Origin of the sequence: Rhizobium redzepovicii, assembly GCF_019793435.1 — a bacterium.
GTDB classification, from domain to species: domain Bacteria; phylum Pseudomonadota; class Alphaproteobacteria; order Rhizobiales; family Rhizobiaceae; genus Rhizobium; species Rhizobium redzepovicii.
On the sequence record NZ_JAILYH010000009.1, the window covers coordinates 208,834 to 222,399 of the forward strand.

The 13,566-nt window shown below is 62.0% G+C and carries 15 protein-coding genes; 7 read left to right on the plus strand and 8 right to left on the minus strand.

From position 1 onward, the window contains the following. Window positions 1-73 precede the first annotated feature (73 nt). Window positions 74-538 (minus strand): Lrp/AsnC family transcriptional regulator, encoded by a 465-nt coding sequence (locus K6N12_RS16470; RefSeq protein ID WP_003577754.1) that lies wholly within the window; start codon window positions 536-538, stop codon window positions 74-76. A gap of 162 nt (window positions 539-700) precedes the next feature. Here K6N12_RS16470 and K6N12_RS16475 point away from each other — a divergent pair, with 162 nt between their 5' ends. The 5 genes from K6N12_RS16475 to K6N12_RS16495 all read left to right on the plus strand — a co-directional run bounded on the left by K6N12_RS16475 (window position 701) and on the right by K6N12_RS16495 (window position 4,774). Beyond that, window positions 701-1,480 carry an ABC transporter ATP-binding protein gene (locus K6N12_RS16475; RefSeq protein WP_097626157.1) on the plus strand — a complete coding sequence of 260 codons (780 nt, stop codon included), beginning with the start codon at window positions 701-703 and terminating at the stop codon, window positions 1,478-1,480. 47 nt (window positions 1,481-1,527) lie between these two features. After that, window positions 1,528-2,301 carry a transporter substrate-binding domain-containing protein gene (locus K6N12_RS16480; protein WP_097626156.1) on the plus strand — a complete coding sequence of 258 codons (774 nt, stop codon included), beginning with the start codon at window positions 1,528-1,530 and terminating at the stop codon, window positions 2,299-2,301. A 12-nt stretch (window positions 2,302-2,313) separates the two neighbouring features. Next, window positions 2,314-3,039, plus strand: coding sequence for an ABC transporter permease (locus K6N12_RS16485; protein WP_097626155.1), 726 nt, complete (start codon window positions 2,314-2,316; stop codon window positions 3,037-3,039). 13 nt (window positions 3,040-3,052) lie between these two features. Beyond that, complete coding sequence (locus K6N12_RS16490) at window positions 3,053-3,742, plus strand: ABC transporter permease (protein ID WP_222148877.1); 690 nt, start codon at window positions 3,053-3,055, stop codon at window positions 3,740-3,742. A gap of 123 nt (window positions 3,743-3,865) precedes the next feature. Next, window positions 3,866-4,774: a homocysteine S-methyltransferase family protein gene (locus K6N12_RS16495; protein ID WP_222148878.1), complete on the plus strand. Its 909-nt coding sequence runs from the start codon at window positions 3,866-3,868 to the stop codon at window positions 4,772-4,774. 18 nt (window positions 4,775-4,792) lie between these two features. Here the strand turns inward: K6N12_RS16495 and K6N12_RS16500 are convergent, their stop codons facing one another. After that, window positions 4,793-5,230 (minus strand): MarR family winged helix-turn-helix transcriptional regulator, encoded by a 438-nt coding sequence (locus K6N12_RS16500; RefSeq protein WP_222148879.1) that lies wholly within the window; start codon window positions 5,228-5,230, stop codon window positions 4,793-4,795. 206 nt (window positions 5,231-5,436) lie between these two features. Between K6N12_RS16500 and K6N12_RS16505 the strand changes: the two genes are divergently transcribed. Then, entirely contained in the window at window positions 5,437-7,248 is a 1,812-nt protein-coding gene (locus tag K6N12_RS16505; RefSeq protein WP_222134960.1) for a chloride channel protein, read from the plus strand. A gap of 129 nt (window positions 7,249-7,377) precedes the next feature. On the opposite strand, the gene K6N12_RS16510 is transcribed toward K6N12_RS16505, so the two are convergent. Genes K6N12_RS16510 through K6N12_RS16525 form a run of 4 tightly spaced genes read right to left on the minus strand, consistent with a single transcriptional unit; the run spans window position 7,378 to window position 11,394 of the window. Beyond that, the gene (locus tag K6N12_RS16510; RefSeq protein ID WP_097626151.1) at window positions 7,378-8,148 is read right to left on the minus strand and encodes an ABC transporter ATP-binding protein; all 771 of its coding nucleotides are present in this window, start codon (window positions 8,146-8,148) and stop codon (window positions 7,378-7,380) included. A 9-nt stretch (window positions 8,149-8,157) separates the two neighbouring features. Next, window positions 8,158-9,141 carry an ABC transporter substrate-binding protein gene (locus K6N12_RS16515; protein ID WP_097626150.1) on the minus strand — a complete coding sequence of 328 codons (984 nt, stop codon included), beginning with the start codon at window positions 9,139-9,141 and terminating at the stop codon, window positions 8,158-8,160. 38 nt (window positions 9,142-9,179) lie between these two features. Continuing rightward, complete coding sequence (locus K6N12_RS16520; RefSeq protein WP_097626149.1) at window positions 9,180-10,031, minus strand: ABC transporter permease; 852 nt, start codon at window positions 10,029-10,031, stop codon at window positions 9,180-9,182. A 10-nt stretch (window positions 10,032-10,041) separates the two neighbouring features. Then, on the minus strand, window positions 10,042-11,394 hold the full coding sequence (locus K6N12_RS16525; RefSeq protein ID WP_097626148.1) for an LLM class flavin-dependent oxidoreductase: 1,353 nt from the start codon (window positions 11,392-11,394) through the stop codon (window positions 10,042-10,044). A gap of 156 nt (window positions 11,395-11,550) precedes the next feature. Between K6N12_RS16525 and K6N12_RS16530 the strand changes: the two genes are divergently transcribed. After that, window positions 11,551-11,883: a type 1 periplasmic-binding domain-containing protein gene (locus K6N12_RS16530; RefSeq protein WP_246645499.1), complete on the plus strand. Its 333-nt coding sequence runs from the start codon at window positions 11,551-11,553 to the stop codon at window positions 11,881-11,883. Window positions 11,884-11,958: 75 nt separating this feature from the next. On the opposite strand, the gene K6N12_RS16535 is transcribed toward K6N12_RS16530, so the two are convergent. Beyond that, on the minus strand, window positions 11,959-12,633 hold the full coding sequence (locus K6N12_RS16535) for a 4-carboxy-4-hydroxy-2-oxoadipate aldolase/oxaloacetate decarboxylase (RefSeq protein ID WP_131711170.1): 675 nt from the start codon (window positions 12,631-12,633) through the stop codon (window positions 11,959-11,961). Between the two features lie 86 nt (window positions 12,634-12,719). Beyond that, a complete protein-coding gene (locus K6N12_RS16540) occupies window positions 12,720-13,556 on the minus strand; it encodes an ABC transporter substrate-binding protein (RefSeq protein ID WP_222148880.1) in 837 nt (278 codons plus the stop codon). Window positions 13,557-13,566: the final 10 nt, after the last annotated feature.

Consider the following 13,566-nt stretch of genomic DNA (forward strand, 5'->3'; position numbering starts at 1 on the left):
GCTCGTTCCTCCCGAGAATTTGCGCCCGGAATTATGCCCTTTGCCGATTGCGAGTCCAGCGGCTTATCCGGCGCTATTCCAGGGGCACGAACAGGCCGAGCTTGACGTCGCGCAGCACGACATTGGTGTGCATGCGGCGGATCTGTGGATTGTCAGCCATGATCAGGGCGGCGATATCGTCATAGTGCTCGACGTCGCGGGCGGTGACGATGGCGATCAGATCGACGGCGCCAGTGACGTAATAGACCTGCTGGATATGATCCTGCTTCTCCGCCCAGACGCGGAACTTCGCCAGCGCGTCGTAATTGTCCCGCTCGATTTCCATGCCGACGATGAACACCATCGATGTTCCCGTCGCTTTCCGATCGACGACGGCGACCTCCGCCTTGATGATCCCCTCCTCGCGCAGCCGCTTCAACCGCCGTTGCACGGCCGAGACAGACAGGCCGACCCGTTCGGCGATCGTTTCGGCCTTCAGTTGGCAGTCGCGCTGAACGATATCGAGAATGTCACGGTCAAAACGATCCAGCTGTTCCATTGTCCAGTCCAATTCCAGTTATGGCTTTTCATAGATTTCGCCGCATTCGATGCGTGAGGAAGATTATTTTGCGCATAATATGCAAAAGAGGTGATAATTGCGCGAAAAAACCGCGTTGTTTTATCATTATCCTTCGCAAACTCAGTTCAGCCGGACCCCTGCATGTCGGATCAACCCTTTCCTGCTCTTCGCGTCGAAGATCTCCATAAAAGCTTCGGCTCGCAACAGGTTCTCAAGGGTATCTCGACGGAGGCCTACAAGTCCGATGTGATTTCGATCATCGGCTCGTCGGGCTCCGGCAAGAGCACTTTTCTCAGGTGCATCAATTTCCTGGAAACACCGGATCGCGGGCGCATTGCGGTGAACGGCGAGGAAGTCGTGCTGAAAGCCGGTCGCGGCGGGCGGCTGCAGCCGCAGAGCTGGCGGCAGATCGAGCGGTTGCGGACGGGGCTCGGCATGGTCTTTCAAAGTTTCAATCTCTGGGCCCATCGCACCGTGCTGGAAAACGTCATCGAGGCGCCGGTGAATGTCATGGGCATATCCAAGCGCGAGGCGATCGAAAAGGCGGAAGCCCTGCTCCACAAGGTTGGGCTTTTCGATAAGCGCGACACGTATCCCGCCTTCCTCTCCGGAGGCCAGCAGCAGCGCGCGGCGATTGCCAGAGCGCTCTGCGTCGATCCCGCCGTCATGCTGTTCGACGAGCCGACATCGGCGCTCGATCCGGAACTGGTCGGCGAGGTCCTGAAAGTCATCCGCGATCTCGCGGAAGAAGGCCGGACCATGCTGATCGTCACCCATGAAATGCGCTTCGCCCGGGATGTTTCGAGCCGTGTCCTCTTCCTGCATCAGGGACGGATCGAGGAGGAAGGGCCGCCGGAACAGGTTTTCGGGGCGCCGGTCAGCGCCCGCTGCCGGGAATTCACTCGTCTCAGCGCCCATTGATCCACACCAGCCGTCATCGACACCCACGAACCAGGAGAATCCTGCGAATGAAACTGCTCCCCATGCTTTTTGCCGGCGCCGCACTTGCGCTTTCCGCGGTCACCGCGCAGGCCGAAGTCCGCTTCGGCGTCATGAACGAATCCTATCCGCCCTTCTTTGCCAAGGACGCCTCGGGTGAGTGGCACGGATGGGAAATCGACTTCATGAACGCCGTCTGCACGGAGATGAAGGAGAAATGCTCGATCGTCGACATTTCCTGGGATGGTCTCATTCCGGCTCTCCAGAGCAAGAAGTTCGACGTGATCTGGTCGTCGATGTCGAACACGGCGGAACGCTCGAAGGTGATCGATTTCACCGACAAATATTACAACACGCCGAGCACCCTGATCGGTCCCAAGGACCAGAAGCCGGGCGCCACGGCCGAAGACGTAAAGGGCAAGACCATCGGCATCCAGGTGTCGACGATTCAGTCTGAATATTACAAGAAGTATTTTGCCAATGCTGCCGAGGAGAAAACCTACCAGACGCTCGACGAGGCTTTCCAGGATCTGGCCTCCGGCCGCATCGACTACGTCTTCGGCGATTCCCTGGCACTCGACGCCTTCCTGAAGAGCGACGGCGGCAAGGATTGCTGCGCCAAGATGGGAGATGTCGCCGACGACAAGGAAATTCTCGGCGCCGGCGTTTCGGGCGGTCTGCGGAAAGAAGACACCGAGCTGAAAGCCAAGCTGAATGCGGCGATCGCTGCAGTTCGCGCCAACGGCCAGTACGACGCGATCACCAAGAAATACTTCGACTTCGACATCTACGGCGCGAAGTAAGCGATCCAAGAGATGGCGACCGCTCAACAAGGCATTCTGGATCTGCTGTCTCCCTATCCTCCGGGATGGGGCGGCGTTCTTTTGACAGGTGCTGTCTCCACGGTCGCCATCTCGGCTTGCGCCTTCGCCATTGGCCTGCTGCTCGGCACCGGCGGCGCGCTCGGAAAGCTTTCCGGCAATCGAGCACTGCGCCTGGTGCTCGATCTCTACACCACGCTCATCCGCGCCGTTCCCGAACTGATCCTCATCGTCGGCCTCTATTATGCCGGCACCGACGGCCTCAACCGGCTGCTGGCGGCACTCGACCTGCCGCCGGTCAATGTGAACGGCTTCGTCGCCGCCGTCGCGGTGCTCGGCTTCGTGCAGGGCGCCTATATGACCGAAGTGCTGCGCGGCGCGATCCTCGCCATTCCCACCGGTCAGATCGAGGCGGCCAAGGCCTTTGGCATGGGGCCGATGCTGCGGTTCCGCCGCGTGTTGCTGCCGGCGCTTTTGCCGAACGCGCTGCCAGGGCTGGCCAATCTCTGGATGTCGGTCACCAAGGACAGTGCGCTCGTCGCGGTCGTCGGCTACCAGGAACTGGCGCTCGCCACCCGGCTTGCCGGGGCAAGCACCAAACACTATTTCGTGTTTTTCCTCGCTTCGGCCTTTCTCTACCTCGCCATCACCCTTGTTTCCAACGTCGCCTTCAAGCTGATCGAAGGGCGGGTGCGGCGCGGACAGCCGCGTCTCGCCTGAGGAAGCCGCGCCCATGAGTTTCACCTGGATTTCCTCCTATTGGCCGCTGCTTCTGACCGGCGCCTGGCAGACCGTGGCGCTGCTGGTCATCTCAGTCGTGTTCGGTTTCATCATCGCCATCGGACTCGCCTTCGCGCAGGTCAGCGGCGGCAGGCTGACGCGGCTGCTGGCCCGCGGTTACTGCACCTTCTTCCGCGGCACACCGCTGCTGATCCAGCTCTGGCTGCTCTACTATGGGGCCGGCTCGCTGCTGCCGATGATCCCCGGTATCCGCCAGAGCCTATTCTGGCCGATCCTGCGCGAGGGCTTCTTCTTTGCCGCCGTCAGCTTCACGCTGAATTATGCGGCCTATGAGGCGGAGGTTTTGCGCGGCGCGCTGCTTGCCGTTCCCAAGGGCGAACTTGAAGCCGGGCGGGCCTTTGGCCTGTCACCCTGGAAGCTGACCCGCCGCATCTGGCTGCCGCGCGCCATCCGCATCGCCCTGCCGACCATTGCCGGAGAGATCGTCATGCAGCTGAAGGCGACGCCGCTCGCCTTCACGGTGACGGTGATGGATCTCTATGCCGTGGCCAACAAGGTCCGTCAGGATACGCTGCTGGTCTATGAGCCGCTGCTCGTCGTCACTCTCTTCTATCTCGCCCTGACCGCAGTGATTGCCCGCGTCTTTCGAGGTCTCGAAGCGCAAGTGCCGGTTCGTCGTTAGCCGATCGGAAGAGCCCGCTATGAAACCCCGCCGCCTGTCGGAGCGAACAACACTCACTCACTCTTTTGTAAATGAAAAGCACGCTCGCCGGTGACGGTGCGGCGGCCCGAATGGAGACCCTTCATGAGCAGGACACGAATCCTCGATGGCGGCATGAGCCGCGAGCTGCTGCGGCTCGGCGCCGAATTGAAACAGCCGGAATGGTCGGCCCTGGCGCTGATCAATTCGCCGGATATCGTCCGCGAGGTGCATAAGGAATTCATCGCCGCCGGCTCTGAGGTCATCACGACCAACAGCTATGCGCTGGTGCCCTTCCATATCGGCGAGGACCGGTTCCAGAAGAAGGGTGCGGCGCTGATCCGTCTTGCCGGCCGCCTGGCGCGCGAGGCGGCCGATTCCACCACCGATCGCAAGGTGCTGGTCGCAGGTTCGCTGCCGCCGATCTTCGGCTCCTACGAGCCGCAGAATTTTCAGCCTGAGCGGGTGCAGGGTTATCTCGAGGTGCTGGTCGAAAACCTCGCCCCCTTCGTCGACATATGGCTCGGCGAGACGCTGAGCCTGATCGCCGAGGGCGAGGCCGTCCGTCAGGCGGTGGCGGGATCGGGTAAATCGTTCTGGATTTCCTTCACGCTGGCCGATGACGAAGCGGATATCGAAAGCAGCGAGCCGAAGCTTCGCTCCGGCGAAAGCGTCGAGGATGCGGCGTCCTGGGCGGCGTCATCGGGCGCCGAAGCCTTCCTGTTCAACTGCAGCAAGCCCGAGGTCATGCGAGAAGCGGTCGAGACGGCCGCCGAGACGTTCCGCAAGATGGACGCCCAGATCGAAATCGGCGTCTATGCCAACGCCTTCGAAGGGGAACAGGGCGCCTCGGCCGCCAATGAAGGCCTGCACGATACCCGCGACGATCTGAACGACGATGCCTATTCGCGTTTTGCCTGCTCCTGGGCCGAAGCTGGTGCGACGATCATCGGCGGCTGCTGCGGAATCGGCGCCGCTCATATCCATCGTCTCGGCAAAACGCTTTCACGATAAGCCGCAGCGCGGCTTCGTTCACTCCACTTTCGGCGCCGTCTTCTGAAGCTCGAGCAGAAGCTCGATCAGCTTCGGCGCCATCACCCTGATTTCCGAAAGGTGGACAGCGCTCAGCCGCGTCAGAAGCTCGTCCGCCTTCTCGGTCAGGAGGAGTGTCTGACGGCGCCTGTCGACCGGATCGGCATGGCGTTCGACCAGCCCGGCATCCGACAGCCGCCCGACGAGCTCGGTCGCCGTATGCGGCGCGATGATCAGCCGCTCGGCGAGCATGCCGATGGTCATGGTTTCGCCGCCGCGTTGCCCCTTGATCGCCAGCAGCGCTTGATGCTGCTGCACCGGCAGTCCTTCCGACTGGGCGGCCGACGCGCTGAAGTCCGTGAACTGGCGAAGCGCGAATCTGAGGTCGGCGAGCGCCTCGTAATCCTCCTGTCTCAGCGGCGGCGGGATTTTCTTCACACTCATTCTCCTTTGCCGCTTGGTTCGCAGGAGGCGATCCATGCGCGCGCTATTGCCGATCTCGAATAGATGGGCAGCCGCCGGCCGGTCAAGTGAAGCATCTTCCGAGAGATTTTCGCCTACTTGCTTTCGTCCATTGATTTATATCGTATCACGATATAATGACGCCACTCAAGCAGACCCATTTTCGCGTAGCAGAGGCTTCCATGGCGCAGCATCAACCCAGCAACCGCCCGCATGATTTTACCGGCGGTCTTTCCCGACGCGAGGCCGGCGATTTCACTACCGACCGGCGGGTTCTCCTGCTGGTCGGGATGTCCATCATCGTCGGCACGGCGGGCGCCTTTGCGGCCTGGTGTCTCGTCAGCCTGATCGCGCTGGTGACCAATGTCATCTGGTTCGGAGAGATCGGCACTCAGCCTAACTCTCTGGCTTCAGTGCCGCGCTCGCTATGGGTGGTGATGGTGCCGCCGCTCGGCGGACTGGTCATCGGCCTGATGGCCCGCTTCGGGTCGGAGAAGATCCGCGGCCACGGCATTCCGGAGGCAATCGAAGCCATCCTGATCGGCGGCAGCCGGATGTCGCCGAAGGTCGCGGTCCTGAAGCCGCTGTCCTCGGCAATCTCGATCGGAACCGGCGGCCCGTTCGGCGCCGAAGGACCGATCATCATGACGGGCGGGGCGATCGGATCGCTCTTTGCCCAGTTCTTCCACATGAGCGCGGCCGAGCGGAAGACGCTGCTCGTCGCCGGTGCCGCCGCGGGCATGACGGCGATCTTCGGCTCGCCGATCGCCGCGGTCATGCTGGCGGTCGAACTCCTATTGTTCGAATGGAAACCGCGCAGCTTCATTCCCGTCGCCGTTGCCGCCTGCGTGTCGATCTGCTGGCGTCCGCTACTCTTCGGCACCGGACCGCTGTTCCTAACCCATTTCCAGGTTGATTTGCCCTGGTGGGGGATTTTTGCCTGTGCGGCGATGGGCATCATATCGGGGCTGCAATCGGGATTGCTGACGACGCTGCTCTACCGGATCGAGGACCTGTTCGAGGCGCTGCCGATCCATTGGATGTGGTGGCCGATGCTCGGCGGTCTCGTCATCGGCCTCGGCGGCCTGATCGAGCCGCGGGCGATGGGTGTCGGCTACGACATTATCGATGGCCTGCTCAACAATCGGCTGCTCGCGCCGGCGGTTCTGTCGATCCTCTTGGTGAAGACGATCATCTGGCTATTTGCCCTGTCGTCGGGCACCTCGGGTGGCGTGCTCGCGCCGCTTCTCATCTTCGGCGGCACGCTCGGATGGCTGGTCGGCCTCGTCTTGCCTGGCTACGATCCCGGCTTCTGGGCGCTGCTCGGCATGGCGGCGATGATGGGCGGAACCATGCGCGCGCCGCTGACCGGCACCTTCTTTGCGATGGAGATTACCGGCGACGTCAGCACGCTCGTTCCCCTGCTCGCCGCAACAGTGGTGGCCTATGCGGTCACGGTGCTGCTGTTGCGCCGCTCGATCCTCACCGAGAAGATCGCGCGCCGTGGGCAGCACATCACCCGCGAATATGGCGTTGATCCCTTCGAACTCTCCCGGGCAAGGGAGATCATGATCGCCGATGTCGACACGCTTCCCGTTACGATGACAATCGGCGAGGCCTGCGATTTCTTCGCCTCTCAGCAGAAAACCCATCGGATCTACCCGGTGGTGGACGCGGAAGGCAGATTGGCCGGCATCGTCTCGCGCGCCGATGTCCTGCTCTGGCAGGGGAAGGCGGATCTGGTCCTACAGACGCTTTCCGAAAACGTCACGGACGATTCCGTCCCCGTCGGGCATCCGGATGATACCGTTGCCTTCATCGCCGACCTGATGCTGTCGACCGGCGATGGGCGTATTCCGATCGTCGATCCGGCGTCCGGCAAACTCTGCGGCCTGATCGCCCGCAAGGATCTGTTACGGCTGCGCAGCTCCTACCGGTCGGCGGAACTGGATCGGCGGCCTTATCTGACTGCCGGAGCGAAGAGCAAGTCTTGATAGCCGCCTCCGGTTTCTTCAGCGCAATGCGGGGCCGAGACGCGCAACCCTAGGGATTTCGAGGGCTTTGGGATCGAACTGATCGATCCCTGGATCGTATAGTCTTGGCGAAGGCTGCAGCGGCAGCCTTCAATGCAGCCCGAACAGGTTCAGCAGCTGCTCGCGATGCCGGACGAATTCCGGTGCGCTGCGGTCGCGCGGGCGCGGCAGATCGATGTCGATCAGGCGCGGTTCGGCCCCCTTTTCCCGCGGCAGGATCAGGATCCGGTCGGCGAGATAGATCGCCTCCTCGAGATCGTGGGTGACGAGAATGGTCGTCACATCCTCATCGCGCCAGATCCGGGCGAGTTCCTGCTGCATGCCGATCTTGGTCATCGCATCGAGCGCGCCGAGCGGTTCGTCGAGCAGCAGGATTTCCGGCTGGACGGCAAGCGCTCGGGCGATGCCGACGCGCTGTGCCATGCCGCCGGAGAGTTGCCGGGGATAGGCCGCCTCGAACTGCTGCAGACCGACGAGCTTGACGTAGTGACGCGCCCGCGCCCTCGCCTGCTCGCGGGGGAGGCCTCTCGTTTCCAGCCCGAAGGCGACGTTGCCGAGGACATCGAGCCAGGGAAGAAGGCGCGGCTCCTGGAAGATGACGGCGCGTTCCGCGCCGACGCCGCGGATCGCCTTGCCGTCGACAAGCACCTCACCAGTGTCGGCCTCTTCGAGGCCGGCGAGAACCCGGAGCAGGGTCGTCTTGCCCGAACCGCTGGCGCCGACGATTGCAAGGCTTTCGCCGGAGCGGATGTGGAGATTGATATCTTTCAGAACCTGCAGATGGCTGCCGTTCAGCTTGTAGGATTTGGAGAGGTGACGGATTGTCACCTCTCCGCGGCGAATGTCCTGGGCGAGGCTCATCACTCTTCCTCAGTTGCTTACCGGCTTGGCATCGGCCGCGTAGATGATGTCCTTGGCCGCCAGCTGGCCCTGCTTCAGCTTGCCTTCGCGGACCAGCACGTCGATCCAGAACTGGATGTCGCGCTCGACCGGCAGGCCACCGGCGCGCACGCCGTAACCGCGGAAATACTGTGCGATGTCAGGGTTCTCGCCACGTTCGCTGAGTGCCTTTGCCAGGATCTTCTTGGTTTCCTCGGGATGTTCACGGGCATAGTCGAGGGCGCGGGCCGACTGCTCGACGAAGATCTTCGAGGCTTCGGGATGCTGCTGAATGAAATCGCGGCGCAGGACCACGAAACCACCGGCAATGTCGCCGAGCACGTCGGTATCGTCGAAGACCGCACGCAGGCCGCCGTTCTTCAGCGCAGCACCCTCGAAGGTCGTCTGCCAGTAGCCGAAGGCGGCGATATCGACCTGCTTGGAGCGCAGCACCTGCTCGAGCTGCGGCCCGGGAACGACGACCTGATTGGCGGAGTCGCTTGGCAGGCCGACGGAATGCAGGGCTTCGCGGATGGTGTAATCGAGATGGGCGCCGAGCGTATTGACGGCGATGCTCTTGCCGGCAATGTCCTTGATGCTTTTGATCGGGCTGTCTTCCAGCACGTAGAAGGTCGACTGCACCTCGTCATTGATGCCGTTCGATGGGTAGGCGGCGACGAAATCATTGCCACCGATGATCGAATTCAAGACGGCTGACGTGGCGGCGCTGCCGATCTCCACATCCCCGGATGCAAGAGCGATGAGAGAGGCCGGGCCACCCTGGGCATAGCCGACATTCTCAAACGTGATGCCGGTATCTTTGAAGTAGCCGAGTGCGTCGGCGAGTTCATGGGCGGCAAGGCCGCCTTGGCTCGCGAGATAGCGCAGCTTGACCGTATCGGTGGCGGCGGCCGGCGTGGCGAGACCGAGAGCGATCACGGCCGGCAGGAGAAGGTTGCGGGGATGGAAAGTCATGACGTGTCCTTTCGGAGGAGGAAAATCGGTGGAAGCGGTCAGGCGTTCGGCTGAGACCAGCGGCAGAGGCGGCGCTGCAGCAGAACGAGCAAGGCATTGGCGGCAAGGCCGAGAAAGGCGAGCAGCAGGATCGCCGCAAACATCAGCGGGATCTGGAAATTGTACTGAGCGTTCATGACCTGGAAGCCGATGCCCTTGTTGGCGCCGATCATCTCGGCGGCGATCAGCAGCAGAAGTGCCGTCGTCGCCGAGAGGCGCAGGCCGACGAAGATTGCGGGGACGGAGGCCGGCAGGATGACGCGGCGGAAGACGGTCAGCGATCCGGCGCCGTAAGTTCGCGCCATCTCGATGAGCTTCTGGTCCACCTCCTTGACGCCGCTGATCGTGGCGAGCAGCACAGGAAACAGCGTCGCCCAGAAGATCACGAAGATCTTCGATGTTTCGCCGAGGCCGAGCAGCAGGATGAAGACCGGATAGAGCGCCAGCGCCGAGGTCTGGCGGAAGAGCTGCAGGATCGGATCGAGCGCCTGCTCGACCGCGCGAAACTGGCCCATGAACAGGCCGAGCGGAATGCCGACCACGACGGCAAAGGCAAAGGCTGTTCCCGATCGCTGCAGGCTGATGGCGATGTCATCAAGCAGCGCGCCATTGGCAAGGTTGGTCCAGAGGGCCGACAGGATCACGTTCAGGGGCGGGAAAATGGCCGGATTGATCCAGCCCCTGGTGCTCGAAACCTGCCAGAGTGCGAGGAAGGCGATCAGCAGGCCGTAGCGCGGCAGAAGCGATGCGAGCGCATGGCGCACATGCGACGCGAAAGTGGGCCTATTGCTTTCGCTGCTCTTCAGGCGGCCGAAGCTTCTTGGGAGGACCTGATTGATTTCATAAGCCATGGATCGCTCCTCACTCTGCTGCCTGGAGAGCTGCGCGCCCCGCAGCCCATCGGTTGGTCGGGAAAGGTAGGCCGAGGTTTTCCCGCAGCGTCTTGCCTTCATAGGCGGTGCGGAACAGGCCGCGGCGCTGCAGTTCCGGGATGACCAGATCGACGAAGTCATCGAGCGCGGTGGGAAGCCAGGGCGGCAGAATGTTGAAGCCGTCGGCGGCTTCGTTCTCGAACCATTGCTGCAGCGTGTCGGCGATCTGCTCGGCGGTGCCGACGATGGTGTAGTGGCCGCGGGCCGATGCGATCCACTGATAGAGCTGGCGGATGGTGAAGTTATTTTCGTCGGCGATCTGGCGGATGAGGGCCTGGCGGCTCTTCATGCCTTCGGTCGGCGGCGCCGGCGGCAGCGGCCCGTCGAGATCATAGCCGTGCAGGTCGAGCGTGCCGCCGGTCAGGCCGTTGAGGAGGCCGATCCCATCCTCTTCGACGATGAGCGAGGTCAGGCGATCATACTTCTCCCGCGCCTCGGCTTCGGTCCTGCCGACGAAGGCGGAGACGCCGGGCATGACCAGGATGTGATCGGGATTGCGGCCGAGGCCGCGGGCGCGCGCCTTGATATCCCGGTAGAATTCCTGGGCGGTTTCGATGTGCTGATGGGCGGTGAAGATGACTTCGGCCGTTGCCGCGGCAAGCCCGCGCCCGTCGTCCGACTGCCCGGCCTGGACGATAACAGGATGTCCCTGGGGCGAGCGCGAGACGTTGAGCGGACCGCGCACGCTGAAATGCTCGCCGCGATGGTCGGTATCGTGCAGCTTCGCCGGATCGAAGAACACGCCGCTCTCCTTGTCGCGGATGAAGGCGTCGTCCTCGAAGCTCTCCCAGAGTTTGCGGACGACGTCGACATGTTCGGCAGCACGGCGATAGCGCTCGGCATGCGGAAGCTGGGTGTCGCGATTGAAATTCTGCGCCGTGAGGTCGCCCGTCGTGGTGACGACATTCCAGCCGGCGCGGCCCTCCGAGATCAGATCGAGCGAAGCGAATTTGCGGGCGGTCGTATAAGGTTCCTCATAGGTGGTCGAGGAGGTGGCGATAAAGCCGAGATGGGTGGTCAGAGGCGCGAGTGCGGAAAACAAGGTGACGGGCTCGAAGCCTGCGACACGAGCATTGCCGCCTTCGCGTGCGCCGCCAAAACCGACGGCCAGCCCATCGGCCAGGAAGTAGGCATCGAAGAGGCCGCGCTCAGCCGTCAGGGCGAGTTGCTTGTGAAACTCGAAACTGGTGGCGCCGTCGGCCGGCTGGTCGGGATGGCGCCACGAGGCGACGTGCTGACCGCCACCGGGGAGAAATGCTCCAAGCCTGATTTTCCGTGTCATTTCGCGTCCTCTCCGTTTGCCGTTGATCGCCCGGTCTTATTCAAAGCCAAGGTATAGATCGGCTGTCAGGACGCTAAACTACGTTTTCCATAAATTTTATAGAGAAACTACATTTCATAATTTCGGAGGAAGCGTGAATAGTTTTGCGGGATCGGCTTGAATCTGGAAATCGACGATCGCGGCGGCCAACAAGAGATATCTCTTGCTACTGCGGTTTATAATTTTGTCGTCATCCTGCTGTCTTCCCGGTGCGCTGCCAGTTCTGCCTCAAAGCGGCGCCTGAGCATCCGCCTCGTCTGCCGGGATATTTGTCCAGAGACGCGAAAGGGCCCGTCAGAGGGGATGATTACCGCGGCACTCTGTCATCCGCTGGAACAGATGTCCACGCCTCTGGTCGAGACGATGATCGAAACGATCACGCAGGGCGCTTCGGGCGGTACAATCCAGCGCACCATTACCTTCGAAATCGTGACGCCCCAGAATATCTGAGGTGCCCAGTCGCGACGGCTAAGCCCGCGACGGAATAGCGGCGCGGGCTTAGCAAGAGTTCATTCGTGTATCGTCTCAGATGTCGACGACAAGGCCCTTGGCTTTCAGCACCGGCGCCAGATTGCTGACCTCGATGACCGATTTTCCTGCCTTGTAGGCGGCGATATAGCCGGCTTCGGCATCTTCGCGGGCCTGCGAAAGTCTGGCGGCTTCCTGCGCTTCCTGCCTGCGCACGACCACCAGGCCGTCGGCATCACCGACGATGATGTCGCCGGGATTGATAGTCTCGCCGCCGACGATGATCGGGTCGTTCACCGCCGCAATGGTTTCTTTCACCGTGCCCTTGATGCAGACGCTAAGGGAGAAGACGGGGAAACCGAGTTCCCTAAGCTGCAGCGTGTCGCGCACGCCGGTATCGGTCACGAGACCGCCGATGCCCTTGGCAAGGCAGGCATTGGCAAGCACGTCGCCGAAGGAGCCGGCCTCTTCGTATTCGCCGGCGGAGACGACGATGATGTCGCCGGGCTTCGCATAATTGATGGCAAGCTGTAGCATGATGTTGTCGCGCGGCGCGCATTTGACCGTGAATGCCGGGCCGCACAGTTTCATGCGGTAGTCGATGGGCTTGAGGCGGGAGGAAAGCGCGCCGCGGCGTCCCTGGGCCTCGTGGATCGTCGCCGGCGAAAATTTCGAAACGGCCTCGATGTCAGCTTTGCTGGGCCGTTCAGCGATGTCTTTTATATGAATCATGGGTGCCTCACATCGTTGGTAGACGGCGGGCAAATCCCGCCGTCTTATCTCGGTTGAATGTTCGGGAGGTTCCGAGACCGGTCGGTCTACGGGATCGGGTCGAATTTCAGCTGCGCGAGCGGCACGACTTTGTCGGTGCGGGTCATCTTGTACTCGGTGTTCGGGCCGAGCCACTTGTCCCAGATCTTGTTGATTTCACCGGACTCGTCGAGCTTGTGCAGGATCTCGTTGATCTTGGCGGTCAGGGCCGGCTGATCCTTGGCCATGCCGATGCCGATCGGCTGATAGAGCATCACCTCCTCGATCATCCGCATTTCCTTGCCCTTGCTCTTCGATTCATTGACGAACTTGGTCGTCGTCATGGTGTTGGCGACCATGCCGCGGGCCTTGCCCTGCTGGACGGCGAGATAGGCCGAGGCGGTATCCTGGAAGGTCAGCGGGTCGGATTTGTTCAGCTTGATCGACATCTCAGATGTCGAGCCCTTGGTCGAAGCCAGGCGCTGGCCGGCGTAATCGGCCTTCGTCTTGCCGGCATCGTCGGCCGGCACGATCAGCATTTCCTTGGCGAGATAATAAGGATCGCTGAACTGGATCTGTTCGGCGCGGCTCAGCGTATAGGCAAGGTTGGCAACGGTGATGTCGACGCGGCCGAGCTTGACCTCCGGCACGCGGGCTTCGACCGAAACCGGCTTGATCTCGGCCTTGACGCCCAATTCCTTGGCGATGGCGCCGCAGAGATCGACGTCGAAACCGGCCATCTCGCGGGTCTTCGGATCCGGCGAGGCGAAGGGAGGAACGTCGGCGAACGTCGCGCAGCGCAAGGTCTTTGCCGACATGATGGTGTCGAGCTGATCGGCTTTCGCGGGCAAGGCGGCTGCCATGCCGGCGAATGCGACGGTGAGGCTTAGGTATTTCCACTTCATTGCTGTTCTC

Coding starts and splice junctions, on each gene's coding strand:
- K6N12_RS16495 (WP_222148878.1), top strand. CDS start 3,866: ATGAGCAGGACACGAATCCTCGATGGCGGCATGAGCCGCGAGCTGCTG.
- K6N12_RS16525 (WP_097626148.1), bottom strand. CDS start 11,394: ATGACACGGAAAATCAGGCTTGGAGCATTTCTCCCCGGTGGCGGTCAG.
- K6N12_RS16510 (WP_097626151.1), bottom strand. CDS start 8,148: ATGAGCCTCGCCCAGGACATTCGCCGCGGAGAGGTGACAATCCGTCAC.
- K6N12_RS16520 (WP_097626149.1), bottom strand. CDS start 10,031: ATGGCTTATGAAATCAATCAGGTCCTCCCAAGAAGCTTCGGCCGCCTG.
- K6N12_RS16505 (WP_222134960.1), top strand. CDS start 5,437: ATGGCGCAGCATCAACCCAGCAACCGCCCGCATGATTTTACCGGCGGT.
- K6N12_RS16480 (WP_097626156.1), top strand. CDS start 1,528: ATGAAACTGCTCCCCATGCTTTTTGCCGGCGCCGCACTTGCGCTTTCC.
- K6N12_RS16475 (WP_097626157.1), top strand. CDS start 701: ATGTCGGATCAACCCTTTCCTGCTCTTCGCGTCGAAGATCTCCATAAA.
- K6N12_RS16515 (WP_097626150.1), bottom strand. CDS start 9,141: ATGACTTTCCATCCCCGCAACCTTCTCCTGCCGGCCGTGATCGCTCTC.
- K6N12_RS16470 (WP_003577754.1), bottom strand. CDS start 538: ATGGAACAGCTGGATCGTTTTGACCGTGACATTCTCGATATCGTTCAG.
- K6N12_RS16490 (WP_222148877.1), top strand. CDS start 3,053: ATGAGTTTCACCTGGATTTCCTCCTATTGGCCGCTGCTTCTGACCGGC.
- K6N12_RS16540 (WP_222148880.1), bottom strand. CDS start 13,556: ATGAAGTGGAAATACCTAAGCCTCACCGTCGCATTCGCCGGCATGGCA.
- K6N12_RS16485 (WP_097626155.1), top strand. CDS start 2,314: ATGGCGACCGCTCAACAAGGCATTCTGGATCTGCTGTCTCCCTATCCT.
- K6N12_RS16535 (WP_131711170.1), bottom strand. CDS start 12,633: ATGATTCATATAAAAGACATCGCTGAACGGCCCAGCAAAGCTGACATC.